Annotated in this window: 24 protein-coding genes and 1 riboswitch; of the genes, 8 read left to right on the top strand and 16 right to left on the bottom strand. The window is 69.8% G+C overall.

The annotated features are described in order from the left end of the window. From AC07OQ_RS16665 to AC07OQ_RS16655, 3 genes are all read left to right on the top strand, one after another. The coding region (locus AC07OQ_RS16665) for a uracil-DNA glycosylase (protein ID WP_495054248.1) at nucleotides 1–634 on the top strand (634 nt) is incomplete at its 5' end. Nucleotides 635–640: 6 nt separating this feature from the next. Beyond that, nucleotides 641–3004, top strand: a complete 2364-nt coding sequence (locus AC07OQ_RS16660) for a putative bifunctional diguanylate cyclase/phosphodiesterase (protein ID WP_495054247.1) — start codon at nucleotides 641–643, stop codon at nucleotides 3002–3004. Nucleotides 3005–3024: 20 nt separating this feature from the next. Further along, on the top strand, nucleotides 3025–4110 hold the full coding sequence (locus tag AC07OQ_RS16655; protein ID WP_495054246.1) for a class I SAM-dependent methyltransferase: 1086 nt from the start codon (nucleotides 3025–3027) through the stop codon (nucleotides 4108–4110). A 24-nt stretch (nucleotides 4111–4134) separates the two neighbouring features. Here AC07OQ_RS16655 and AC07OQ_RS16650 read toward each other — a convergent pair whose 3' ends face one another. The 5 genes from AC07OQ_RS16650 to AC07OQ_RS16630 form a co-directional block, all read right to left on the bottom strand. Continuing rightward, complete coding sequence (locus tag AC07OQ_RS16650; RefSeq protein ID WP_495054245.1) at nucleotides 4135–4941, bottom strand: iron-containing redox enzyme family protein; 807 nt, start codon at nucleotides 4939–4941, stop codon at nucleotides 4135–4137. Between the two features lie 151 nt (nucleotides 4942–5092). Beyond that, entirely contained in the window at nucleotides 5093–6316 is a 1224-nt protein-coding gene (locus AC07OQ_RS16645) for a multifunctional CCA addition/repair protein (RefSeq protein ID WP_495054244.1), read from the bottom strand. Nucleotides 6317–6379: 63 nt separating this feature from the next. After that, complete coding sequence (locus AC07OQ_RS16640; protein WP_495054243.1) at nucleotides 6380–7063, bottom strand: glutathione S-transferase family protein; 684 nt, start codon at nucleotides 7061–7063, stop codon at nucleotides 6380–6382. 86 nt (nucleotides 7064–7149) lie between these two features. Continuing rightward, nucleotides 7150–8109: a complex I NDUFA9 subunit family protein gene (locus AC07OQ_RS16635; protein WP_495054242.1), complete on the bottom strand. Its 960-nt coding sequence runs from the start codon at nucleotides 8107–8109 to the stop codon at nucleotides 7150–7152. Between the two features lie 54 nt (nucleotides 8110–8163). Further along, nucleotides 8164–10173, bottom strand: a complete 2010-nt coding sequence (locus AC07OQ_RS16630) for a lytic transglycosylase domain-containing protein (protein WP_495054241.1) — start codon at nucleotides 10171–10173, stop codon at nucleotides 8164–8166. 71 nt (nucleotides 10174–10244) lie between these two features. Here AC07OQ_RS16630 and AC07OQ_RS16625 point away from each other — a divergent pair, with 71 nt between their 5' ends. Further along, nucleotides 10245–10787: a 5-formyltetrahydrofolate cyclo-ligase gene (locus tag AC07OQ_RS16625; protein ID WP_495054240.1), complete on the top strand. Its 543-nt coding sequence runs from the start codon at nucleotides 10245–10247 to the stop codon at nucleotides 10785–10787. Nucleotides 10788–10906: 119 nt separating this feature from the next. Here the strand turns inward: AC07OQ_RS16625 and AC07OQ_RS16620 are convergent, their stop codons facing one another. Continuing rightward, nucleotides 10907–11869 carry a LysR substrate-binding domain-containing protein gene (locus AC07OQ_RS16620; protein ID WP_495054239.1) on the bottom strand — a complete coding sequence of 321 codons (963 nt, stop codon included), beginning with the start codon at nucleotides 11867–11869 and terminating at the stop codon, nucleotides 10907–10909. A 114-nt stretch (nucleotides 11870–11983) separates the two neighbouring features. On the opposite strand from AC07OQ_RS16620, the gene AC07OQ_RS16615 reads away from it, so the two are divergent. Next, a complete protein-coding gene (locus tag AC07OQ_RS16615) occupies nucleotides 11984–12322 on the top strand; it encodes a DUF2917 domain-containing protein (RefSeq protein ID WP_495054238.1) in 339 nt (112 codons plus the stop codon). Here the strand turns inward: AC07OQ_RS16615 and AC07OQ_RS16610 are convergent. After that, nucleotides 12258–12650 carry a TfoX/Sxy family protein gene (locus tag AC07OQ_RS16610; protein WP_495054237.1) on the bottom strand — a complete coding sequence of 131 codons (393 nt, stop codon included), beginning with the start codon at nucleotides 12648–12650 and terminating at the stop codon, nucleotides 12258–12260. The genes AC07OQ_RS16615 and AC07OQ_RS16610 overlap by 65 nt on opposite strands. Before the next feature lie 71 nt (nucleotides 12651–12721). Between AC07OQ_RS16610 and AC07OQ_RS16605 the strand changes: the two genes are divergently transcribed. Next, nucleotides 12722–13294: a 5-formyltetrahydrofolate cyclo-ligase gene (locus AC07OQ_RS16605; protein WP_495054236.1), complete on the top strand. Its 573-nt coding sequence runs from the start codon at nucleotides 12722–12724 to the stop codon at nucleotides 13292–13294. 91 nt (nucleotides 13295–13385) lie between these two features. On the opposite strand, the gene AC07OQ_RS16600 is transcribed toward AC07OQ_RS16605, so the two are convergent. Continuing rightward, nucleotides 13386–13907, bottom strand: a complete 522-nt coding sequence (locus AC07OQ_RS16600) for a hypothetical protein (RefSeq protein ID WP_495054235.1) — start codon at nucleotides 13905–13907, stop codon at nucleotides 13386–13388. 199 nt (nucleotides 13908–14106) lie between these two features. Here AC07OQ_RS16600 and pepQ point away from each other — a divergent pair, with 199 nt between their 5' ends. Next, nucleotides 14107–15429, top strand: coding sequence for a Xaa-Pro dipeptidase (pepQ, locus tag AC07OQ_RS16595; RefSeq protein ID WP_495054234.1), 1323 nt, complete (start codon nucleotides 14107–14109; stop codon nucleotides 15427–15429). A gap of 102 nt (nucleotides 15430–15531) precedes the next feature. Here pepQ and AC07OQ_RS16590 read toward each other — a convergent pair whose 3' ends face one another. The 4 genes from AC07OQ_RS16590 to ahcY form a co-directional block, all read right to left on the bottom strand. After that, nucleotides 15532–16149 carry an OmpW/AlkL family protein gene (locus AC07OQ_RS16590; RefSeq protein WP_495054233.1) on the bottom strand — a complete coding sequence of 206 codons (618 nt, stop codon included), beginning with the start codon at nucleotides 16147–16149 and terminating at the stop codon, nucleotides 15532–15534. Nucleotides 16150–16270: 121 nt separating this feature from the next. Beyond that, nucleotides 16271–17101 (bottom strand): methylenetetrahydrofolate reductase [NAD(P)H], encoded by an 831-nt coding sequence (gene metF, locus AC07OQ_RS16585; protein ID WP_495054232.1) that lies wholly within the window; start codon nucleotides 17099–17101, stop codon nucleotides 16271–16273. Beyond that, complete coding sequence (locus tag AC07OQ_RS16580; protein ID WP_495054231.1) at nucleotides 17098–17838, bottom strand: TlyA family RNA methyltransferase; 741 nt, start codon at nucleotides 17836–17838, stop codon at nucleotides 17098–17100. The genes metF and AC07OQ_RS16580 overlap by 4 nt, the downstream gene beginning before the upstream one ends. Nucleotides 17839–17841: 3 nt before the next feature. Beyond that, the gene (gene ahcY, locus AC07OQ_RS16575) at nucleotides 17842–19284 is read right to left on the bottom strand and encodes an adenosylhomocysteinase (protein WP_495054230.1); all 1443 of its coding nucleotides are present in this window, start codon (nucleotides 19282–19284) and stop codon (nucleotides 17842–17844) included. Nucleotides 19285–19361: 77 nt separating this feature from the next. Further along, nucleotides 19362–19450: riboswitch (S-adenosyl-L-homocysteine riboswitch) on the bottom strand. 68 nt (nucleotides 19451–19518) lie between these two features. Here ahcY and AC07OQ_RS16570 point away from each other — a divergent pair. Then, a complete protein-coding gene (locus tag AC07OQ_RS16570) occupies nucleotides 19519–20334 on the top strand; it encodes an HAD-IIB family hydrolase (protein ID WP_495054229.1) in 816 nt (271 codons plus the stop codon). Here the strand turns inward: AC07OQ_RS16570 and AC07OQ_RS16565 are convergent. Genes AC07OQ_RS16565 through AC07OQ_RS16550 form a run of 4 tightly spaced genes read right to left on the bottom strand, consistent with a single transcriptional unit; the run spans nucleotide 20324 to nucleotide 24643 of the window. Then, complete coding sequence (locus tag AC07OQ_RS16565; RefSeq protein ID WP_495054228.1) at nucleotides 20324–21550, bottom strand: dihydrolipoamide acetyltransferase family protein; 1227 nt, start codon at nucleotides 21548–21550, stop codon at nucleotides 20324–20326. The two genes, AC07OQ_RS16570 and AC07OQ_RS16565, sit on opposite strands and share 11 nt — an antisense overlap. A gap of 1 nt (nucleotide 21551) precedes the next feature. Next, nucleotides 21552–22556: an alpha-ketoacid dehydrogenase subunit beta gene (locus AC07OQ_RS16560; RefSeq protein WP_495054227.1), complete on the bottom strand. Its 1005-nt coding sequence runs from the start codon at nucleotides 22554–22556 to the stop codon at nucleotides 21552–21554. A 57-nt stretch (nucleotides 22557–22613) separates the two neighbouring features. After that, the gene (locus tag AC07OQ_RS16555; RefSeq protein ID WP_495054226.1) at nucleotides 22614–23861 is read right to left on the bottom strand and encodes a 3-methyl-2-oxobutanoate dehydrogenase (2-methylpropanoyl-transferring) subunit alpha; all 1248 of its coding nucleotides are present in this window, start codon (nucleotides 23859–23861) and stop codon (nucleotides 22614–22616) included. 44 nt (nucleotides 23862–23905) lie between these two features. Beyond that, nucleotides 23906–24643 (bottom strand): Mut7-C RNAse domain-containing protein, encoded by a 738-nt coding sequence (locus AC07OQ_RS16550; protein WP_495054225.1) that lies wholly within the window; start codon nucleotides 24641–24643, stop codon nucleotides 23906–23908. Between the last annotated feature and the right edge of the window lie 4 nt (nucleotides 24644–24647).

The following is a 24647-nucleotide window of genomic DNA, read 5'->3' as shown; positions in this document are numbered from 1 at the left end:
GCCCAGGGCGCAGCCCGAGCCGCCGGCGCGCGCGCCGCGCGCCGGCCTGGCGCAGATCGCCGCGCTGGACTGGCCGCAGCTGCGCGAGGCCGTGGCGGGCTGCCGTGCCTGCAAGCTCTGCGAGGGGCGCAAGAACACCGTGTTCGGCGTCGGCCATGAGCGCGCGCATTGGATGGTGGTGGGCGAGGCGCCGGGCCAGCAGGAGGACCTGCAGGGCGAGCCCTTCGTCGGCCAGGCCGGCAAGCTGCTCGACAGCATGCTGCGGGCCATCGGCCTGAGCCGCACCGAGGGCTCGCCCTCCGCCCAGGTCTTCATCGCCAACACGCTGAAATGCCGCCCGCCCGGCAACCGCAATCCCGAGCCGGAAGAGCTGGCGCAATGCGAGCCCTTCCTGAACCGCCAGATCGCGCTGGTGCAGCCGCGCATCATCCTGGCGATGGGGCGTTTCGCGGTGCAGTCGCTGCTGCGCAGCAGCGAGCCGATCGGCCGGCTGCGCGGCAAGGTGCACGAGTACCAGGGCGTGCCCCTGATCGTCACCTACCATCCGGCCTATCTGCTGCGCAATCTGGCCGACAAGGCGCGCGCCTGGGAAGACCTGTGCCTGGCGATGGACACCTTGCAGCGCCGGGCCTGAGCACGCATGACGCGGTCCCCCCTCCCCATTGACGCGGCCTGGGCGGCCTGGGAACGGCTGCCCTGCGCGCTGGCCCTGGTCGACACCCAGGGCCGGGTCTTGCGGGCCAACAGCGGCTTCGCGGCGCTTGCGCAGCAACCCGCCTGGCAATGGCTGGATGAGCCCTCCGGCATCGCGCTGCGGCGGGTCTGGGCGGCCGCACAGGATTTCTCGCTCGAGCTGGGGCTGGCGGGCGGCGCCGGCTGGCGGCTCTGCCAGTCGCGCTGGGACGCCGGCCTGCAGGCCCATGTGAGCCTGTGGTCGGACATCACGACGGCCAAGCGCGAGGCGCTGCTGGCGGCCGAGCAGGTGTCGCAGTTCCGCCTGCTGGCCGACCATGTGCCGACCCTGATCGCGCTCTACCAGGCCAAGACCTATCGCTGCCTGTTCGCCAACCGCGGCTATGCCCGCACCTTCGGCCTGACCGAGCAGAGCATCCTGGGCCTGACCTTCAACGAGATCATCGGCGACGCGGCGGCCGACCTCGTCGGCCCGATCGTCTACGAGGTCGAGCGCAGCGGCAAACCGGGCTTCTACGAGCGCCAACTGACCGGGCCGGACGGCCAGCCGCGCTGGATCGAGGCGCATGTGATCCCGCATCTCGACGCCGCCGGGCAGGTGCAGGCCGCCTTCGTGCAGATCGTCGACATCACGCGGCACCGTCTGGCCGAGGCGGCGGTGCGCGAGTCCGAGAGCCGGCTCGACAAGTTCATGCAGGCCTCGGTGGAGGGCATCCTGTTCCACCGCGACGGGCAGATCGCCGACGTCAATCCACCGCTGTGCGCGCTGGTCGGCTACACGCTGGAGGAACTGCGCGGCCGCTCGGTGTTCGACTTCATCGCCGCCGACGAGGTGGCCAAGGTGCGGCAGATCATCCAGGCCGGCCAGGAGCTGCACTACGAGTCGGTGCTGCTGCACCGCGACGGCACGCATATCCCGGTGGAATGCATCGTGCGCACGCTGGAGCGCGACGGCGAGCGCCTGCGCATGGCCATCGTGCGCGACATCCGCGACCGTCTGGAGGCGCAGGCCCGCATCCACCACCTGGCGCACCATGATGCGCTGACCCAGCTGCTGAACCGCGCCGCCTTCATGGAGCGGCTCGCGCCGGCGCTGGCGGGCGCCCAGAGCGGCGGCCATCGCCTGGCGCTGCTGTTCATCGACCTGGACAATTTCAAGCGCGTCAACGATTCGCTGGGCCATCTGGAAGGCGACAAGGTGCTGTCCACCGTGGCCGAGCGCATCCGCAACTGCCTGCGCGCCACCGACATGGTCGGGCGCTTCGGCGGCGACGAGTTCGTCGTGCTGCTCAATGACGTGCACGACCGCGAGGACGTGATGGTGGTGCTGATGGCGCTGCTGTCGGTGGTCGAGGTGCCGGTGCGGGCGGACGGGCGCGACCTCTCGGTCACGCCCTCGATCGGCGTCGCGCTCTACCCGGAGGACGGCGAGCGCGCCGAGGAGCTGATCCAGCATGCCGACACGGCCATGTACCTGGCCAAGTCGCGCGGTCGCGCCAGCTACCAATTCTTCGAGCCGGCGATGGCCAGCCAGGCCTATGCCGACCTGGTGCTGGAGGGCGAGTTGAGCGAGGCGCTGACGCACAACCAGTTCCGCCTGCATTACCAGCCGCAGATCGACGCGCGCGACGGCCGCCTGGCGGGCGCCGAGGCCCTGCTGCGCTGGCAGCATCCGACGCGCGGCCTGCTGAGCCCCGACGCCTTCATTGCCGTGGCCGAGCGGCATCGCCTGATGGTGCCGCTGGGCGAGTGGGTGATGCGCGAGGCGGCGCGCCAGTCCAAGCTCTGGCATGACAGCGGCGTCGCCGCGGTGCCGATCGCCGTCAACCTCTCCAGCATGCAGTTCCGCCTGGACCGTTTCGCCGACACGGTGCGCGAGGTGCTGGTCGAGGCCGGCGTGCCGGGCGACTGGCTGGAGCTCGAGCTGACCGAGCGCATGCTGGTGGACGACCTGGGCACGGCGCCGGACACGCTGGCGGCGCTGCGCGCCTTGGGCCTGACGATCTCGGTGGACGACTTCGGCACCGGCTACACCTCGCTGGCGCACCTGACCCAGCTGCCGCTGGACAAGCTCAAGATCGACCAGAGCTTCGTCGCCAAGCTGCCCGGCGACGCCGGCGCGCTGGCGATCACGCGGGCCATCGTGCGCATGGCGCGCGACCTGGGCCTGCGCATCGGCGCCGAGGGCGTGCGCACCGAGGCGCAGCGCGCGCTGCTGGCCGAATGGGGCTGCGACGAGCTGCAGGGCGAGCTGATCGGCGACTCGATGTCGGTGCGCCAGTTCGAGACCTGGCTCAAGCAGCGCGCCTGAGCGGCTTTCTACAATCGGACATGGATTTGCAGACCCTGATTCGCCGGGCCATCGCCGAGGCCAGCGGCTGGCTCGGTTTCGACCGCTTCATGGCGCTGGCGCTGTACGCGCCGGGCCTGGGCTACTACAGCGGGGCGCGGCAGAAGTTCGGCACGATGCCCGCCGACGGCTCGGACTTCGTCACCGCGCCCGAGCTGTCGCCGCTGTTCGGGCGCGCCCTGGCCGCGCAGGTCGGCGAGGCGCTGGCGGCCACCGATACCCGCACCGTGTTCGAGTTCGGTGCCGGCAGCGGCGCGCTGGCGGCCCAGCTGCTGGAAGCCCTGGGCGAGCGGGTGGCGCGCTACTGCATCGTCGACCTCTCCGGCTCGCTGCGCGCGCGCCAGGCCGAGCGCCTGGCGTCCTGGGGCGACAAGGTGCAATGGCTGGACCGTTTGCCCGAGCGCTTCGAGGGCGTGGTGGTGGGCAACGAGGTGCTGGATGCGATGCCGGTGCAGCTGATCCGCTTCGACGGCGGGCGCTGGCTGGAGCGCGGCGTGGCCTGGGACGGCGCGGCCTTCGTCTGGGTCGATCGCGCGAGCGCGCTGGCGCCGCCGCTGGAGGCGCAGGGCGTGGACCCGATCGACTTCGTGCCCGGCACCGTGACCGAGTTGCAGGCGCAGGCCGAGGCCTTTGTGCGCACGCTGGCCACCGGCCTGGCGCGCGGTGCGGTCTTCCTGATCGACTACGGCTTCCCGGCCGCCGAGTACTACCATCCGCAGCGCATCGGCGGCACGCTGATGTGCCACCACGAGCACCGGGCCGACCCGGACCCGCTGGCGTTGGTCGGTCAGAAGGACATCACCGCCCATGTGAACTTCACCGGTGTCGCGCTGGCCGGTCAGGAGGCCGGCCTCACCGTGCTGGGCTACACCAGCCAGGCCAACTTCCTGATCAACTGCGGCCTGGTCGAGCTGCTGTGCGAGGCCGACCTGGCCGGCCGCGCGATGGCGCATCGCCTGATTGCCGAGCACGAGATGGGCGAGCTCTTCAAGGTGATCGGCTTCGCCGCCGGCGCGGGCTTCGAGGCGCGCGGCTTCGCCGCGGGGGATCGCTCGCACATGCTGTGAGCGGCGCCTGCCGCCCCCGCGACCCTAGGCGCGCTTGCGCTCCTGCGCATGGGCCAGCGCGTCCAGCGGCAGCGGCTGCGACACGATGTCCTTCGCGTCGAGGCAATGGTCGAGCGTGACGCGCATGTAGTTGTAGCTGGTCACGACGCGGGAGCGGATCAGTTCCACACCGCGCCGCGTCGGCCGGGTCCCCATCAGCGCGCAGATGATCTCCAGCGCCTCCCAGGGATGGGTGTCGTCGTACCTGGCGTGCAGCTTCAGCCACTTCATCGCCTTGGCGCGCACCTCGGGCGGGAAGCTCTGCTCGTACTTGTCGGTCGAGCACACCAGGGCCGACCAGTCGCCGGTCACGCCCTCGATCGCGTAGTTGGTCGCGGCCATGCCGGCGGCCAGCGAGTCGCGCTCGCAGCTGTGCCAGCACCAGTGCGACAGCGCATGGGTCTCCGGCGGCACCTCGCCGTGCAGCAGGTCGTCGCGCGAGACGCCGCTGGCCAGCGCCCATTCGAGCCACTGGTCGGCATGGTTCTGCTCGACGCGGATATTGCGGATCAGGTAGCGGCGCGCCGCGTCATGGCCGAGGGTGCGGCCGTACTGCACCTTCAGCAGGTTCAGCGCCATGTACTGCGGAAACTGCTCGATCACCGGCCAGACACCGACCAGGAACATGCTGGCCTGGTTCTCGTCCAGCGCGGCGTCGCGCATCAGCCGGAACAGCTCATGGTGGGCGACGCGTTCGCGCGCTGCCGCGCAGTCGTCCACCAGGTCCTGGGCCCAAGCGGGATAGCTGCCGATATCGGTCAATTCCCCGTCCCGAACGAACATGTCGCTCATCCTGTCCCTCCTCCGCGATCATCGGTATGCGCCGGTCATGCCGTCTGCTGCCGGACAACTGGCGGGACTCTAGCGAGGGCGGTGTCGGTGTGCAATTTGTCACGAAAATAAACGCGGCGTCGGCGCAACACCGCGGCGATGCGCCGGCGTCTCAGTCGCCTTGCTGCTGCAGGGCCCGCAGGCGCGCCGCCCGGATCGCCTGGCCGATGGCCGGGCCCTGCTGTCCGCGCGCCAAGGCCTCGCGACTGACCGCCGCCTGGTCGATCGACAGGGCGGCCCGTAGGTCGGCCCGCAGGCGCTCGCGCTGCGGATAGGGCAGGTCCTCCAGCCCCAGGCGGCCGCGCGCGTCGCATTCGCAGGCCCACAGCAACTGCTCGAAGCGTTCGGGGCGGCGCCAGGCGTCGCAGCGCTCCAGCAGGCGCAGCCGCGCCTCGGGGCCGAATCCCGGGCTCTGGTGCACATGCGTGTGCTCGCGCGCCACCAGTTCGGCGAGTTCGCGGCAGTCGCCGGGCACGCGCCAGCGCTCGCCGAGTGCGCGTGCCAGCCGTTCGCTGCGGCCCTCGTGGCCGATGTGGCGCGGCAGCTCCTCGACGCGCGTCGTGCCCTTGCCGAGGTCGTGGCACAGGCAGGCGTAGCGCACCGGCAGCGGCGCCGCCATGCGCGCGCCTTGGTCCAGCACCATCAGCAGGTGCAGGCCGGTGTCGATCTCCGGATGATGGGCCGCCGGCTGGGGCACGCCGAACAGGCGCTCGATCTCGGGCGCCAGGCGCGCCAGCGCGCCGGCCTCGCGCAGCACCTCGAGCATGCGCGAGGGCCGGGCCTCCATCAGCCCGCGACTCAGCTCCTGCCAGACCCGCTCGGGCACCAGCGCATCGACCTCGCCCGCGGCCACCATCTGGCGCATCAACGCCAGCGTCTCGGGTGCGACCGTGAAGTCAGGGAAGCGCGCGGCAAAGCGCGCCAGCCGCAGGATGCGCACCGGATCCTCGGCAAAGGCGTCCGAGACATGACGCAGCACCTTGGCGGCCAGATCGCGCCGGCCGCCGTAGGGGTCGACCAGCGCGCCCCGCTCGTCCTCGGCCATCGCATTGATGGTCAGGTCGCGCCGTGCCAGGTCTTGCTCCAGCGTCACGTCGGGCGCGGCATGGAAGGCGAAGCCATGGTAGCCGGGCGCGGTCTTGCGCTCGGTGCGTGCCAGCGCGTATTCCTCGTGGGTCTCGGGGTGCAGGAAGACCGGGAAGTCGCGACCCACCGGCTGGTAGCCCTGGGCCAGCATCTGCTCCGGGCTGGCGCCGACGACCACCCAGTCGCGGTCGGAGGACGGGCGGCCGAGCAGCGCATCGCGCACTGCGCCGCCAACGCAATAGATCTTCATGTCCGCAGTGTAGGAGAGGGGGCGTGGCGGTCGCCGCACGACCTCCTGCACTGCGCCGGGGGCTCAGCCGCGCGCGCTGCGGTAGGGCTCCTCGAAGTCCAGGAAGTCCTGCTCGGTCAGCGCCTCGGCGATCCAGTCGCGCACGCCGGGCGCCGCCTGGACGCGCTGCGCATAGGCGGCGCTGGCCTCCGACAGCGGCAGGGCATAGCTCTTGATGCGCATCACCACCGGCGCGAAATAGGCGTCGATCGCACCGAACTCGCCGAACAGGAAGGGGCCGCCGGAGGCGGCCAGCTGCTCGCGCCAGATCGTGTCGATGCGGGCCAGGTCGGCGCGCAGCTGGGCGTTCTCGGCCAGGTGCTTGGCGCCGACCTCGGGCAGCGCGGCCTCGATATTCATCGGGCAGAGGTTGCGCAGGGTGGCGAAGCCGGCGTGCATCTCGGCGCACAGGCTGCGCGCGCGGCTGCGCTGCTGCGCATCGCGCGGCCAGATCGGCAGCTCGGGGTGATGCTCGGCAATGTGCTCGGCGATCGCCAGCGTGTCCCAGACCGCGAAGCCGTCGTCCTCCACCAGCACCGGCACCTTGGCGGTGGGTGTGTAGACCGCCAGGGCCTGATAGAAGGCCGAGCCGGGCGCGAAATCGAAGCGCAGCCTGCGCTCCTCGAAGGCGATGCCGAAGGCCTTCAGCAGCACCCAGGGGCGCATGGACCAGGACGAGTAGTTCTTGTTGCCGATGATCAGTTGCATGAAGGCTTCCTATGACGATGCCCGCATGCTAAGGGCTCCCGGCGCGGCGATGGTTGCCGATTGGGCAAGGAATTGATGCGCCGCGCTCAGCGCTGCGCGCGCCAGCGGTCGAGCCGGGTGGCGCCGCCGCTCAGATAGGTGGGCGCGATCGCCTCCACGTCCTGCGCGGCGATGCCCAGGGCGGCCAGGCCGGGCAGCGCGCCGCCGGCCACATTGGGCACCTGCATCGAGGCCAGGTTGTCGCGCGACATCAGCGGCTGCCCCGGCAGGCATTCGAGCGCCAGCGCCTGCAGCCGGGCCAGTGCGGCCGGCAGCGGCAGGATCGGTCGGGCATGGCCGGACAGGCGCCCGGCCAGCCGCACCAGCTCGGCCAGCCGCCATTCGCGCGGCCCGGCCAGTTCATAGGTCTGACCGGCGCTGCCGAGGTCGGCAATGCAGCGCGCCAGCGCGGCCGCCACGTCCTCCACCCAGACCGGCTGGAAGCGCGCGTCGGCGCCGGCCAGCGGCAGCAGCGGGAACAGGCGCTGCAGCCGGGCGAACAGGTTCAGGAAGCCGTCGTCGCGGCCGAAGATCACCGAGGGGCGCAGCACGGTGGCGTCCGGGCGGGCCGCGCGCAGCGCCGCCTCGCCGCGGGCCTTCGAGCGCAGATAGCGCGAGGGCGCATCGACCGCCGCGCCCAGCGCGCTGACATGGATCAGCCGCATGTCCTGTGCATCCGGGGCCGCGCAGGCCTCGGCCAGCCGGCGCGGCAGCGCCACATGGACGCGCTCGAACGCGGCCTCGTCGCCCTGCAGGATGGCGATCAGGTTGACCACCAGGTCCTGGCCCCGGACCAGCGCACGCAGCTGCGCATCCTGATGCACATCGGCCTGCAGCAGGGTCACGCCCGGCAGCGGCTGCAGGGCCTGGGCATGGGGCAGGCGGCGCGTCGGCACCGTCAGGCGGGCGCAGCCGCCGTACTGGCGCACCAGCCGCTCGCACAGGGAGCGGCCGACGAAGCCGCTGCCGCCCAGCACGAGGATGGTCGGGGCATTCGTCTCGCTCATGGCTCAGGCTCCGTGTTGCGCGCTATGCTGCAAGCGCCTTCGGCCGGCCAGCGCTCATGGCAGGTCCGCCCCCGGCGCGCTGGCCGGTCCGATGGCACGGCCCAGCCGCGTGCGCAGCTCGGCCCGCTCGTTGCCCAGCAACTGGGCATAGATGGTCGCGTTGGAGAGCACGCGCTTCACATAGTCGCGCGTCTCGTTGAAGGGGATGTTCTCGGCCCAGATGGCGGCGTCCAGCGCGGGGCCGTCGCGCCAGCGGCGCGGCCGGCCGGGGCCGGCGTTGTAGGCCGCGGCGGCCATGGCCTGCGAGCCCCCGAAGTCGTCCAGCACCAGCTTCAGATAGCTGGTGCCGATGCGCAGATTGAAGTCGCGGTCCGTCAGGAGCTCCGGCTTGTAGGCCAGACCGACCTTCTTGGCGGTCCATTTGGCGGTGCCGGGCATCACCTGCATCAGCCCGGAGGCGCCCACATGCGAGCGCGCATCGGCGACGAAGCGCGACTCCTGGCGGATCAGACCGTAGACATAGGCCGGGTCCAGCCCGGCCTCGCGCGACTGGGCCAGCAGCTCGGCGCGATAGGGCATCGGGAAGCGCTGGGCCAGGTCGATCTCGTTCTTGGTGCGCTCGCTGGTGTTGATGCAGCGGTCCCAGACCTCGCGCTCGCAGGCCAGCTGCGCGGCTGCCAGCAGCTCGCGATCGCTCATGCCGCGCAGGCTGAAGTTCCATTCGCGCACGCCCTCGCCGCGCAGGCCCAGCTCGATCAGGCGCAGCGCCCGCGTCAGGCCGGCATGGGTCTGGGCCTCGGCACGCTCGGTGGGGGAGAGCGGCAGCGGCAGGGCCGGCAGCGCCGGGCGCTGGCCCAGCTCCTCGGCCGCCAGCTTGCCGTAGAAGCTCAGCGGCGAGGCCAGGCCCTGCAGCAGGGTCTGGGCCTGGGCGGTCTGGGCCGGGGTCGGCGTCATGTGAGCCCTGAGCGTGCGCGCCTTCCAGTACTGCCAGGCCGGATCCAGGCTGGCGCCGTCCCGCTCCATCAGCTCGATCGTCTGCAGCAGCAGGGCGGGGCGGCCCTTGCCGGCATCGGCGCGCAGCGCGGCGCGGGCGGCCCAGGCCAGGGTCTCCTCGCTCCATTCGGGCGCCTGCTTGCCATGGCCCTGCAGCTTCAGCGCCTTCTCGTAATGGTCGGCGGCCTCGGGCTGCAGCTTGAAGGCGGCCCAGCGGCCGATCTGGGCCCAGGCCCAGGCCGACAGCTCCCGCGGCAGCTGACGCTCCCAGCGCTTGTGCATGAATTCGGCGCTGGCCTCGGGGTCGTTGTAGGCGCTGCGCACCAGGGCCACGGTACCGAGCTCGTCCTGCATGCGGGTGTCGGCCGCGGCCTTGCGGGTGAGGTAGCGGCCGGCGTTGTCCAGGATGTCCTTGACGGCCGCCTCGACCGGCTTGCCCAGCAGGCGCGCCGCGCCCTGCATGGCGCGCGGCCGGTTCATCTCGGTGGCCAGGCGCAGCTTCAGCCAGGCGTCGTCGCGGTCCAGGCGCTTGGCCTCGATCAGGGTGGCGGCCAGCAGCTGGCAGCCGTCGTCGCCGTCCTTCTGCGCCAGCCAGGCGGCGCGGGCCTCCTTGCGCACGTCGCGGCCGGCCAGATGCTCGGTCAGCAGCGCGTAGCAGCTGACCTCGCGGTCGTCGTTCATGCGAAAGCGCGGATAGTCCTGCGCGAAGTTCCTCCAGTCGCGCCGCCGGCCCAGTTCCAGCAGCCAGTCGTTGCGCATGCGGTCCTCGACATAGCTGCCGGGCCAGCGGGCGTAGAAGGCTTCCAGGTCGGCCTGGCTGGCCTCGGTCAAGCGCAGGCCCAGCTGCCAGTAGTCGATCCACGGTGTCAGCGCATGCTGCTGCGCCTGCGACAGGGTGTTGAGCTCGGCTAGGCGCTGCGCGTCGCGGGCCCGCAGCGCCTCGCGCGCCTGCAGGATCAGGTCGGGCGAGCCACCGCTCTGGGCCAGGGCCTGGCCGGCAGCGCCGGCGAGGGTCGCCGCGACGAGGCTCAGGACCAGGCGCCGGGCGCCTTCATATACTGTCGACAACATCTTCTACAACGCTTCCATCGATGGGTTCGGTGCCTCAGTCTTCCCAGGTCATTCCTCACCAGCGTAGTGCCTTGCGCGCGCATTTGCTGGCCGCCCGTGCCGGCTGGCTGGCTTCCCAGGCCGGCCAGGCCCGGCAATTGGCCGAGGCCGCGCTGGCACGCCAGCTGCGCGAGCTGCTGATCCAGCTGGAGCCGCAGGTGCTGGGTCTTTATTGGCCGCTGGAGGGCGAATTTAACGCAGCCGCCGACCTGCTGGCGCAGGCCTTGCCGGAAGCGCCCGTGCTGGCCCTGCCTTATGCCTACAAAGGCACGCGGCGCATGGACTACCGGCGCTGGGACGGCGGCACGCCCGCGCTGGAGGACGAATGCGGCATTCCCAGCAGCGCGGGCGCCGTGCTGCGGCCCGATGTGGTGCTGGTGCCCTGTGTGGGCTTCACGCGCGAGGGCTACCGGCTCGGCTATGGCGGCGGCTATTTCGACCGCTGGCTGGCGGCCCATCCGGGCGTCACAAGCATCGGCATCGCCTGGAGCTGCTGCGAGGCGGCCTTTGCGGTGGAGCCGCATGACCAGGCGCTGACCCTGGTGCTGACCGAACACGAAGTGATCGCTCCGTAGCGCTGCCGACCCGGCCAAACGCCCGGCCTGATCAAGCCCAAGCCGGTGCCGCCGATCCGGCTCCGCCGGTCGGCCGGCAACGCCCCCTTGAGGGGGCCGGCGAAGCCGGTAGGGGTGGTTCATTCCTCGCCGATGTCGCGGCGCGACTGCCCGGCCTGCTCCAGCACCCAGGCGCTGAACTGCTGCACCTCGGGCCGCGGGCGGCCCTGGGCGGATAGCAGCAGCCAGTAGACGAAGGGGCTGGTCATGCGGCCCTCGGGGCCGAAGGGCTCGACCAGGTCGCCGCGCTGCAGCTGCTCGCTGACCAGGGCCAGGCGCGCCAGCGCCACGGCCTGGCCGGCCAGCGCGGCCTGCACCTGCTGATAGGTGAAGTTCAGGTACATCCAGCGCCGCGGCTGCAGGCCCGGCGCGCCATGTTCGCGCAGCCAGCGCCGCCAGCTCAGGTAGTCGGCGCTGGGGCGCTGGTCGTCCTCCTCGGCCAGGGTGTGGCCGCCCAGGTCGGCGGGCCTGGCCAGCGGCGGCGCCTCGCCCTCGGCGGCGCGGCGCGCCAGCCAGGGGCTGATCACCGGCGTCAAGGTCTCGCCGAACAGGCGCAGCGCGTCGCGCCGGCCGATCTGCTCGGGCGTGGCATAGCGCAGCGCCAGGTCGATCTCGCCGTCCTCCAGTTCGACCACCCCGTCATGCGCCGAGACGCGGATGTCGATGTCCGGATGCTGGCGCTGGAAGGCCTCCAGCCGCGGGATCAGCCACAGCGAGGCGAAGGAGGCGAAGGTGGTGACGTTGACCACGCGCCGACCCTTGCTCTGGCGGATCTGCCGCACCGTGCCGTCCAGCCGCTCCAGCACCGCCACCGCCGCACCCTGCAGCACGGCGCCGTCGGGGGTCAGTTCGACATGGCGGGTGCCGCGCAGGAACAGCGTGGCCCCCACCTCCTGCTCCAGCGCCCGGATCTGGCGGCTGATGGCGGACTGGGTCAGGTGCAGTTCCTCGGCCGCCGCGCGGAAGCTCAGAAGCCGGGCCACGGCCTCGAAGGCGCGCAGGGGGCCGATGGCCAGGGGGCGCTGGCGGAGTGGTTGATTCATGAGCAAATGGTATCAATCCGGCGCGCGCATCTCATTGGACCGAACCCCGGGTAGTCCCTAGGATTCATCCATGTCGCACCGGATGTCCCGGGGCCGCAGATGGGAGTCACAGTCATGAGCCAAACGCAATTCGCACAAGCACTCTGGAGCCTCGCCCGCGGTGAGGCGCTGAGCCTGGACATCGGCCCCGGCCCGCGCGAGCTGAGCGTGACCCAGGGGCGGGTCTGGCTGACCCAGAGCGGCGCGCTGGAAGATGTGTGGCTGGAACCGGGCCAGAGCGTGGCCCTGGACAGCGGCAGCCGGGTGGTACTGGAGGCCTGGCCCGAGGCCCAGTTCCAGCTGCTGGTGCCGCCGGCCGCCTGCCCCGGCGTGCAGCAGCACCGCCGTGCTAGCGCGGTGCCTTCCCGGGCGAAGCATGTTTCTTCCGCGCCGTCCGGGCTGGCCGCGGCCTGAGCTTCTCGGCCTGGGCGCGTAGCGCGGCCTCCAGGGCCAGCCGCGCCCAGGGTCGCATCAGCGCCGGCGATTCCATCGCCTCCTCGGGCGGGCGGAAATAGGAGAGGCTGGTCCACTCGCCCTTCTTCAGGTAGCGGAAGGGCTCGCAGCCGGCAGCCTCGAAGCGCACGCGGGTCTGGGCATCGGTCTTCAGATAGAGCTGCTCGCCGGCGATCAGGGCGACGAACAGTTCGTCCAGGTAGAGGCCCTGGCCGCCGAACATGCGGCGCGCACGCACGGCCCCCAGCGGGCTCAGCAACTCGGCACAGTGGGCGGTGAATTCATCCATGGCGGGATGCTATCCAATGCCCGCACAATCATGTCCATCGCCTCATGCCGGAGCCCCGAGTGGATATCTTGATGCCCGATCGCGCCGCGCTGCGCCGCAAGCTGATCCAGGAGCGGCTGGACCTGCCCCATCGCCTGGACCTGGCCGAGCAGCTGCAGAGCGTGCTGCGCATCTGGCTGGTGCGGCGCCCGGAAAGGACCATCGGCGCCTACTGGCCGATCAAGGGCGAATTCGATCCGCTGCCGGCGCTGTACCGCTGGAGCGAGGCGGATCCGGACCGCCAGAACCGAAAAATTGGCCTGCCGGTGGTGGACAAGGACCATGGCACCTTGCGCTTCCATGTCTGGTATCCCGGCTGCCCGATGGAGGAGGATGCCTACGGCATCCCCAAGCCCAAGGACACCGAGCAGTTCCAGCCCCAGCTGATGATCCTGCCCTGCCTGGGCTACGGGCCCTGCGGCCTGCGCCTGGGCTATGGCGGCGGCTTCATGGACCGCACCTTGGCCGAACTGGAGCCGCGCCCCGCGACCGCGGGCGTCGGCTATGCCCATGGCTTCCTGCCGCTCTTGAAGGCCGAGCCGACCGATGTGCCGGTCGATGCGATGCTGACGGAGGAGGGGGTGGTGTGGGATGTGAATGGGTGAGGCCAGCGCTTTCCTTCAGCGCTTTGCTTGCCCTTCAACGTTGAAGCTGAGCCGCGAGCGGCGGCTCGCCGACGTGAGTCGGCTCGACTGGTCAGGGGTTTTCACGCCGCCTCCGCTGGAATCCAAGTACGGCAAGACAAGCGATGCCAGCGGCCCCGAAGAAATACGCAAACATCCTCCAGCCAGTGGCCTCAAAGGTATGAAAGCTCCATATCTCTTCGTACGACACCACGGGCACCCCACCGACTGAAAGCTGCCACACTGCGCGGCGATCCAGTCCAGTCCTCGAGTCGGTGAATTTCTTCTCTGCGATCAATGCAGAGATGGCGGTGCCCGGCGGTGGTTGCACAGCCCTTGACGCGAGCTTCTGCGGCATGCGTTGAAACAAAATCACGTTTGCTGAGTCGTCCTGAACTTGGATCTCCGCATAAATCCGGCCCTTCGAGTTGGAAATGCGCGAATCAACAATCCGACCCGCGAATGGCCTGAGATCGGAGCGATGAGGAGGCGGACCATTGAACAGTTCAACCCCAAGGACAATGGTCATCGTCAGAATTCCGGCAATTCCAAAGCCCAACAGCCTTGCGTCAACTCGACTTGCAGCGCTCTTCATTCCCAAGCCCCTAACTAGGTTGTAGGGCGACAGTTTTGCTGCATAACACCGGCTTTGTCCGTCGCAAGTTCTTGATGTGCCTGGACTATGCCAATAAAACATCAGCAAAGGCAGCAGCCTGTGCATCTGATACCCAATCTGGTGTGTCGCTCCAAGCGCTGAGGCCCACCGCCCTGCGCCCAAGCGAGAATCCCCTTCCATGGACACCATCTCCGCCACCCTCTACCCCGCCCATCTCGCCGCCCTGCAGATCCAGGCCGAGTCGGCGCTGGCCCGCTGCGGCTACGACGCGCTGCTGATCGCGTCGGGCATCGAGAAATACGCCTTCCTCGACGACCGGCCCTATCTGTTCCAGCCCAATCCGCATTTCAAGCTGTGGGTTCCGCTGACGGCCCATCCCCACAGTTGGCTGCTGGTCCGTCCCGGCCATAAGCCGCGGCTGGTCTACTACCAGCCGGACGATTACTGGCATGTGCCGCCCAGCGACCCGAGCGGCTTCTGGGTCGAGCATTTCGAGCTGATCGTGATCGGCCGGCCGGAGGACGCGCTGCCGCACCTGCGCCCGGGCGGCCGCCTGGCCATCGTCGGCGAGGCCGATGCGGCGCTGGACGGCCTCGTGCCCAACAATCCGCCGGATCTGCTCAACATCCTGCATTACCAGCGCGCGGTGAAGAGCGTCTACGAGCTGGAGCAGATGCGCGCCGCGCAGCGCCGCGCCGTGCCGGCGCACCGCGCGGCCAAGGCGGCCTTCGAGGCCGGCGCCTCCGAACTGGAGATTCACCGCGCCTACTTGGCGGCCAGCGGCCACACCGACCGCGACCTACCCTATGCCAATATCGTCGCGCTCAACGAGCATGGCGCGGTGCTGCACTACCAGTACCAGGACGCCAGCCCGCCGGCCGAATCGCGCGCGCTGCTGATCGATGCCGGCGCCCAGGTCAACGGCTATGCGGCAGACATCACGCGCACCTGGGGCGGCCGCGACGAGCGCTTCGACTCTCTGCTGGTGGCGATGGAGCGGGCCCAGCTCGCCCTGGTGGACGAGGTGCGCGCCGGTGTCGACTACCGCGACATCCATCTGAGCACGCACCGCAAGGTGGCCGAGATCCTCGCCGCACAGGGCATCGTGAAGGGCATCAGCCCCGAGGCCCTGGTCGCGCAGGGCATCACCGGCACCTTCTTCCCGCATGGCATCGGCCATCTGCTGGGCCTGCAGGTGCACGACATCGGCGGCTTCATGGCCGACGAGCAGGGCGCCGTGGCCGAGAAGCCGGCAGGACATCCCTATCTGCGCCTGACCCGACGTCTCGAGCCGGGCATGGTGGTGACGATCGAGCCGGGGCTCTACTTCATTCCCACGCTGCTGAAGCAGTTGGGCGCGAGCCCGGCGGGTGCCGCGGTGGACTGGGAACTGGTCGGCCATCTGGCGCGCTTCGGCGGCGTGCGCATCGAGGACGATGTGGCCTGCCGCGCCGAGGGCGCGCCGGAGAACCTGACGCGCGACGCCTTTGCGGCAGCATAAGGCCCACCCCCTACGGCCTGCGGCCGCCCCCTCAAGGGGGCGAGCCCGACGGACCGGCGGAGCCGGATCCGCGAGCTCCGCTGGGCGCGCTGTTCGTCAGCGTCAGAAGCGGTAACCGATGCCGACGCCGACCAGCAGCGGGTCGACCTTGAACTTGCCGACGCTGTTGCCCGCGGCGTAGACCGTGGTGTCGATCTGCACCTTCTTGATGTCGACGTTCAGATAGAGGTTCTTGGCGATCGCGATGTCGGCACCGGCCTGCAGCGACAGGCCGTAGCTGTTCTTCTTGATGCCGGGCGAGAGCGCGGCCTGCACGGCGGGATCGAAGTGCACGCCCGAGAAGCGCGTGTAGTTCAGGCCCGCGCCCACATAGGGGCGGAAGCTCGCGTTCGGCGCGAAGTGGTACTGCAGGCTCAGCGTCGGCGGCAGATGCTTCAGGCTGCCGATCTGGCTGCCGCCGGCATAGAGCTTGTGCTTCTGCGGATAGGTCAGCACCAGTTCGGCCGCCCAGTTGGGCGTGAAGAAGTAGCTGATGTCGAGTTCGGGGATGGTCTTGTTGCCGATGCTCAGGTCGAGGCCGGTCGAGTCCTTGTTGACCGAGTCGATGTATGCCGCGCGGGCACGCACCAGCCAGGGGCCTTCCTGGGCCTGGACGGCAAAGGCGGCACCGGCCAGCGCGAGTGCGGTGATGAGGGTCTTCTTGCTTGCTGCTTTCTTCATTCAACGGCTCCTTTGGATGGAGTCATTGGATGCGGGCCGTCGGGGGCGGGCCTTGATCTGCCGCAATCGAAAAAAGGCCCTCGCGCGGAGGGCCTTGGGTCCTTGAGCAGGGTCAACGAACTCAGGCCAGCCCGAGGCGTTTGCACAACTCCAGGGTCAGGGCCGACTGGTTCAGGGTGTAGAAGTGGATGGCCGGTACGCCGCCGGCGATCAGGCGCTCGCACAGCTGTGTGATCACATCCAGGCCGAAGGCGCGGATCGACGCCGCATCGTCCATATAGCCTTCCATCTTTAGCGCCACCCAGCGCGGGATCTCGATGCCATCGCGCGCCGCGAACTGGGCGATGCGGCCGTAGTTGTGGAAGGGCATGATGCCCGGGATGATCGGTGCCTCGACGCCCAGCTTGCGCACCGCGTCGACGAAGTGGAAATAGGCGTCGGGGTTGAAGAAGAACTGGGTGATCGCGGCCGTCGCGCCGGCGCGCATCTTGTCGGCGAAATGCTGCAGGTCCCTGGCCGCGTAGCGCTGCTGCGGGTGGTACTCGGGGTAGGCTGCCACCTCGATCTTCCAGTCCGGCCCCTGGGTCTCGCGGATGAAGGCCACCAGCTCCGCGGCATAGCGGAACTCACCGGCCGTGGCCGTGCCGCTGGGCAGGTCGCCGCGCAGCGCGACGACGCGGCGGATGTGCTGCGCGCGGTAGGTGGCCAGGATCTCGGCGATGTTCTCGCGCGTCGAACCCACGCAGCTCAGATGCGGCGCGGCCTCGAAGCCGCTGGCCGCGATGTCCATCACGGTGGCCAGGGTCTTGTCGCGCGTGGAGCCGCCGGCGCCATAGGTGACGCTGAAATACTGGGGCTTGCATGCGCCCAACTCCTGCACCACGGTCTTGAGCTTCTCGGTGCCGACGGGGGTGTTGGGGGGGAAGAACTCGAAGCTGACAGGCGTACTCATTGCAGCTGGGCCCACAAGAAGAATTCGGTATTGCCATCACCACCGGTGATGGGGCTTTCAAAATAATGGCGCAGCGTCAGGCCGGCGGCCTGGGCGGCCGCGCGAGCGCGCGCCTCGAGCTGCGGATACTGGGCCTGGTCCTTGACCAGACCGCCCTTGCCCAGGGCCTTGGGCCCCAGCTCGAACTGCGGCTTGATCAGCAGCAAGACCTGCCCCCCCGGCGCCAGCCAGGCCGCCAGCCTTGGCAACTCGCCCAGCATCGAGATGAAGCTGAGGTCGCCGACGATCAGGGCGAAGGCCTCGTCCGGCTTGAACTCGCGCACATGCATGCCCTCGATGGCGCGCACGCGCGCATCGCCCGCGAGGCGGGCATGCAGCTGGCCATGGCCCACGTCGATGCCCACCACCCGCGCCGCGCCGTTTTTCAGCAGGCAGTCACTGAAGCCGCCGGTGCTCTGGCCGATGTCCAGCACGGTCAGGCCGGTGACCGCCAGGCCGCAGGCCCGCAGCGCGCCCTCCAGCTTGAGCCCGCCGCGGGAGACGTAACGCAGCTCCGCATCGTCGGTGATGCGCAGTTGCGCCGTCTCGGGCAGGTCCTCGCCGGCCTTGCGCAGCGCGGCCCAGCTGTCCGGGGACTTGGGCGAGGCCCATTCGGCGGCGCCGCGCTCGATCAGCCGCTGCGCGACCGAACGCGTGGGCGCCAGCCCCTGGGCGACAAGCAGCTGGTCGGCGCGCATCGCTCAATAACGGTAGGTGTCCGGCTTGTAGGGGCCGTTCTTCGACACGCCGATATAGGCCGCCTGCTCGTCGGTCAGCTCGCTCAACTGGGCGTTCAAGGTCACCAGCTGCAGGCGCGCGACCTTCTCGTCCAGGTGCTTGGGCAGCACATAGACCTGGCCGACCTGGTACTTGTCCCGGTGCGCGAACAGCTCGATCTGGGCGATGGTCTGGTTCGCGAACGAGGACGACATCACATAGCTCGGGTGGCCCGTGCCGCAGCCCAGGTTCACCAGACGGCCCTTGGCCAGCAGGATGATGCGCTTGCCGTCCGGGAAGATGACGTGATCGACCTGGGGCTTGATCTCCTCCCACTCGTACTGCTCGATCGCGGCGATGTCGATCTCGTTGTCGAAATGGCCGATATTGCAGACGATGGCGTTGTGCTTCATCGCGGCCATATGCTCATGGCGGATCACGCCCTTGTTGCCGGTGGTTGTCACGAAGATGTCGGCCTTGTCGGCGGCATATTCCATCGTCACGACGCGGAAGCCCTCCATCGCGGCCTGCAGCGCGCAGATCGGGTCGATCTCGGTGACCCACACCTGGGCCGACAGCGCGCGCATCGCCTGGGCCGAGCCCTTGCCCACGTCGCCATAGCCGGCGATCACGGCGATCTTGCCGGCGATCATCACGTCGGTGGCGCGCTTGATGCCGTCCACCAGGGACTCGCGGCAGCCGTAGAGGTTGTCGAACTTGCTCTTGGTGACCGAGTCGTTGACATTGATCGCGCGGAACAGCAGGGTGCCCTTGTCCGACATCTCCTTCAGGCGGTGCACGCCGGTGGTGGTCTCCTCGGTCACGCCGATGATCTCGGCGCTCTTGCGGGTGTACCAGCTGGCGTCCTGCGCGATCTTGGCCTTGATGGCGGCGAACAGGATGCGCTCCTCCTCGCTGCCGGGGTTTGCCAGCACCGACAGGTCCTTCTCGGCCCTCTGGCCCAGGTGCATCAAGAGCGTGGCGTCGCCGCCGTCGTCCAGGATCATGTTCGGGCCTTCACCCGGCGCGCCCTTCTCCGCGAACTCGAAGATGCGGTGGGTGTAGTCCCAGTAGTCCTCCAGCGACTCGCCCTTGTAGGCGAACACCGGCGTGCCCTCGGCCACCAGGGCGGCGGCGGCATGGTCCTGCGTGGAGAAGATATTGCACGAGGCCCAGCGCACCTCGGCGCCCAGCGCCTGCAGGGTCTCGACCAGCACGCCGGTCTGTATCGTCATGTGCAGCGAGCCGGTGATGCGCGCGCCCTTCAGCGGCTGGGTGGCGGCATATTCCTTGCGGATGGCCATCAGCGCGGGCATCTCGCTCTCGGCAATCTTCAGCTCCTTGCGGCCCCAGGCGGCAAGCGAGATGTCGGCGATCTTGAACTGGTCGGCGGGCAGCGTGTTCGTCTTCAGCACAGCAGCATTCATTGCAAAGCTCCTTCGGTATGAAGCCGCAATGCTCGCGCGGATGCTGATGGATAGAAATCGATCACCCACGACGAGATTGCGGGTGAGCGCGGTTGCAGTGGCCTGAGCTTGTCAGGGCTTCCGAGCCTGGCCTCTTAGCGCAGAGGTTGCAACGCTCCTCGGAAGACGCACATTCTAGCCGCACGCCGCCCGGGCAGGCGCGGAACAGGGCCGGGATTGCGGACAATCCCGCCCATGCAAGCCCTTTCCTCCTGTCCGCCGGCGCTCCTGCGCGCGCTGCGCGGCATCCTCACCGACATCGACGACACCCTGACCGCCGAGGGCGGCATCGCGCCCGAGGCGCTGGACGCGCTGCAGGCCCTGCGCGCCGCCGGCGTGCCGGTGATTGCGATCACCGGCCGCCCGGCCGGCTGGAGCGAGCCCTTCGCGCTGGCCTGGCCGGTGGCGGCCATCGTGGCGGAGAACGGCTCGGTGATGCTGAGAAGCGGCGCCGGCGGCGAACTGCTGCGCGACTTCAGCCAGGACGAGGTGACGCGGGCGCTCAATTTCGAGCGCCTGCAGGCCTGCGCGGCCGAGGTGCTGCGGCGCGTGCCGGGCAGCCGGCTCGCCACCGACAGCGCCGGACGCCTGACCGATATCGCGGTCGACCACAGCGAGTTCGCGCATCTGACGCCGGCGCAGATCGACGCGGTCTGCGCCGTGATGCGCGAGCATGGCCTGACCGCCACCGTCAGCTCCATCCATGTCAACGGCTGGATCGGCGAGCACAGCAAGTGGAGCGCCGCCGAGTGGGCCGTGCAGGCCCTGCTGCGGATGCCATTCGAGCCGCGCGAATGGGCCTATGTCGGCGATTCCACCAATGACCAGCTGATGTTCGAGCGCGTGCCGCTGTCGGTGGGCGTGGCGAACATCGCGCGCTTCCTGCCGCAGCTGCGCCATCTGCCGGCCTATGTGACCGCGGCCGAGCGCGGGCGCGGCTTCGCCGAGCTGGCGGCGGCGCTGCTGGCGGCGCGCCGGCCCGCGGCGGCGCAGGCCCTGGTCAGTCGATGAACAGCGTGGCCGGCTGCTCCAGATAGCCGCGCAGCGCCTGCACGAACTCGGCGGCCAGCAGGCCGTCGACGACGCGATGGTCGAAGGAGGACGACAGGTTCATCATCTGTCGCGCGACGACGGCGCCGCCCCGCATCACCGGCCGCTCGACGATGCGGTTGATGCCGATGATCGCGACCTCGGGATGGTTGATCACCGGCGTCGAGGCGATGCCGCCGAGCGGACCCAGGCTGCTGAGCGTCAGGGTCGAGCCGCTCAGCTCGTCGCGCACGATCTTGCCGCTGCGGCAGGCGGCGCTCAGGCGGGCGATCTCGGCGGCGCCGGCCCACAGGTCCAGACCCTCGGCATGGCGCAGCACCGGCACCATCAGGCCGGCCTCGGTCTGGGTCGCGATGCCCAGATGCACGCCCCGATGGCGGATCAGGATGCCGGCCTCGTCGTCCAGGCGCGCGTTGAGCTGCGGGAACTGCTGCAGCGCCAGCACGGTGGCGCGCACGATGAAGGGCAGCAGGGTCAGGTGGCCGCGTGTCGCGGCCCAGCGCTCGTTGAGCCGCTCGCGCAGCTCCTGCAATGCGCTGACATCGACCTCCTCGACATAGCTGAAATGCGGGATGCGGCGCTTGGACTCCTGCATCTTCTGCGCGATCTTGCGGCGCAGGCCGACGATGGGCATGGCCTCGGTCGCATCGCCGGCCGGGGTCGCGGGGCCCGGCCGCCTGGCCGCGCCGGCGCCAAGCGCGGGGTGGCGGGCGAGATGGGCATCGAGATCGGCCTGCATGATGCGGCCGGCGGTGCCGCTGGCGCGCACGTCCTGCAGCGCGATGCCGAGCTCCCAGGCGCGCGCGCGCACCGCCGGCGAGGCGATGGGCCGCGCGCCGGCCGGCCGCGCTGCATTGGCGGGCGGTGTGGGCGCAAGCGCGGGAGCCGGCGCGGGCTCGGGCGGTTGCGCGTCGGCCGCGGGCGCCGCCGCGTCGGCTGCGACCTCGATGCGCATCAACTCGGCACCGACCGCCAGCACCTGGCCGATGGCGCCACCCAGCGACAGCACCCGGCCGGCCACCGGCGACGGGATCTCGACCGTGGCCTTGTCGGTCATCACATCGGCCAGCGCCTGGTCCTCGGCGACCTCCGCGCCGACTTGCACATGCCAGGCCACCAGCTCGACCTCGGCAATGCCTTCGCCGAGGTCGGGTACCTTGATCAGATGTTCCGCCATCTCAGGCTTCCATGACCCGCCGGAACGCCGCCGCCACCCGCGCCGGACCCGGGAAATAGGCCCATTCCTGGGCATGGGGGTAGGGCGTGTCCCAGCCGGTCACGCGCTCGATCGGCGCCTCGAGCTGATAGAAGCAATGCTCCTGCACCAGGGCCGCCAGCTCGGCACCGAAGCCGCTGGTGCGGGTGGCCTCGTGAACGACGACGCAGCGGCCGGTCTTCTGCACCGACGCGATGATGCTGGCGAGGTCCAGCGGCCAGAGGCTGCGCAGGTCGATGATCTCGGCGTCGATGCCGCTCTCGGCCGCGGCGGCCTCGCAGACAAACACCATCGTGCCGTAGGCCAGCACGGTCAGCGCGGTGCCGGGGCGGAACACGGCCGCCTCGCTCAGCGCGATCCGGTAATGGCCCTCGGGCACCTCGGCCAGCGGATGCTGCGACCAGGGGATGAGCGGCCGTTCGTGATGGCCGTCGAAGGGGCCGTTGTAAAGCCGCTTGGGCTCGAGAAAGATCACCGGGTCGTCGTTCTCGATCGCCGCGATCAGCAGGCCCTTGGCGTCGTAGGGGTTGCTGGGCATCACGGTGCGCAGCCCGCAGACATGTGTGAACAGCGCCTCCGGGCTCTGGCTATGGGTCTGGCCGCCGTAGATGCCGCCGCCGCAGGGCATGCGTATCGTGATCGGCGCCGTGAAGTCGCCGGCCGAGCGGTAGCGCAGCCGCGCCGCCTCGGAGACGATCTGGTCGGAGGCCGGATAGAAATAGTCGGCGAACTGGATCTCGACCACCGGCCTGAGCCCATAGGCGCCCATGCCGACCGCCGCGCCGACGATGCCGCCTTCGGAGATCGGTGCGTCGAACACCCGCGACCGGCCATGCTTGGCCTGCAGGCCCTCGGTGCAGCGGAACACGCCGCCAAAGTAGCCGACATCCTGGCCGAACACGACGACATCGGCATCGCGTTCCAGCATCACGTCCATCGCCGAACGCAGGGCCTGGATCATCGTCATGCGAGGCATCGCGGTTCCCCATGCCGTCTTTTCACCGCCCGCGGGCGCGCGCAGCGCTCAGGGGGCGGCTTCATCCGAGACCCCCGCTTGCTGCCGCTGCCGGCGCAGATGTTCCGGCATGTCCCGGTAGACATCGTCGAACATCGAAGCGATGCCGGCCAGGTGGCCGTCGGCCAGCGTGCCGTATTGCTCGGCCTCCTTCAGCGCCGCCGCCATCTCGGCATCCAGCGCCTGCTGCGTCTGTTCATGCTCCCGCTCGGACCAGGCGCCCAGGCGCTGCAGATGCTGGCGCAGCCGCGCGATCGGGTCGCCAAGCGGGAAATGGGCCCAGTCGTCGGCCGGGCGGTAGCGCGACGGGTCATCCGAGGTCGAATGGGCGCCGGCGCGGTAGCTGACCCATTCGATCAGGGTCGGCCCGAGGTTGCTGCGCGCGCGCTCGGCCGCCCAGCGCGAGGCGGCATAGACGGCCAGGAAATCGTTGCCGTCCACGCGCAGCGATGCGATGCCGCAGCCGACGCCGCGGGCGGCAAAGGTGGTGGCCTCGCCACCGGCGATCGCCTGGAAGGTCGAGATCGCCCATTGGTTGTTGACGACGTTCAGGATCACCGGCGCGCGGTAGACATGGGCAAAGGTCAGTGCGGTGTGGAAATCGGATTCGGCGGTCGCTCCGTCGCCTATCCAGGCCGAGGCGATGCGGTTGTCGCCCTTGATCGCCGCGGCCATCGCCCAGCCGACCGCCTGGATGAACTGGGTCGCCAGATTGCCCGAGATCGAGAAGAAGCCGGCGCGCTTGTACGAGTACATCACCGGCAACTGGCGCCCCTTCAGCGGGTCGCGCTCGTTGGACATCAGCTGGCAGATCAGCTCGACCAGCGGCACGTCCTCGCGCGTCAGCAGCAGTCCCTGCTGGCGGTAGGTCGGGAAACACATATCGCCGCCGGCCAGCGCCAGCGCATGGGCGCAGGCGACGGCCTCCTCGCCCAGGCATTGCATGTAGAACGAGATCTTCTTCTGCCGCTGCGCGGTCAGCATGCGGGCATCGAAGGCCCGGGTCTTCATCATCGCGCGCAGGCCGCGGCGCAGCAGTGCGACATCGACCTCGGGGGCCCAGGGGCCGACTGCCTGGCCGTCGTCGGCCAGCACGGACACCAGGCTGTAGGCGAGGTCGGCGGTGTCGGCGGGCGCGACATCGACCGCGGGCCGCCGTGCCTGACCGGCGGGCGTCAGGTGCAGATAGGAGAAATCGGTGGCATGCCCCGGGCGGCCGCTGGGTTCGGGCACATGCAGGCGAAGAGGTGGGGCCATCGACGCTTTCCCTGTCTTGCGCTGGCAGCGAGCGTAGCGGCTTTTCAGCCGGGCCGCAGCAAATGATCGAGCCGCTGCCGCATATGCCGCCAATGCGAGCCCTCCCAGAAGACCCGCTGGCAGGCGTCGCAGCGGCTGAAACGATCGCCTCGCACATGATCCGGCAGCCGGGCCGCGACCTCGGCCCGGCTCACCGCCTGCAACGGCCGGTTGCAGTCCAGGCAGAGCGTCAGCGGCCGCGCGCTGCGCGCCAGGTCCAGCCGCGCCACGAGCTCGCGCAGCTGCTGTACCGGCCGCAGCGCGTGCACATAGCAGCCATGGCTGACGCCGCGGCGCTTGAGCAGCTCGCGGTCGCGCGTCAGCACGATGCGGCCTTCGGCTTCGGCCAGGCTGACGATCTCGGGGTCGCGGTAATGGTTGTCGTACAAGGTGTCGAAGCCGGCCATGCGCAGCAGGCGCGCCAGCCCGCCCAGGTGCGCGTCGGCGACGAAGCGCGTGAGCCGCAGGGGGCGCTCGCGCACCCGCAGCAGCGGCGTGATGTCGAGGGCCTCGAACTTGGGGTAGACCGCGACGCGGTCGCCGTCGTTGAGGCGCCGTTCGAAGGCGACCGACTCACCGTTGACCAGCACCAGCTCGACTTCGGTATGCGGCACGCCGAACGCCTCGATCATGTGCTTGGTGGTCGCGCTGGGGGCACAGCGGCAGGCGAACTCATGACCGCGCCGCCGCGGTGCCAGAAAGTCGTTCAGCTCCTCGTAGAAGCGGAAGGTCGCGCCGATCATCTCG

It is taken from the genome of Roseateles sp. GW821-FHT09B06, assembly GCF_059418245.1.
This window is presented reverse-complemented; position numbering and strand designations above follow the sequence as displayed.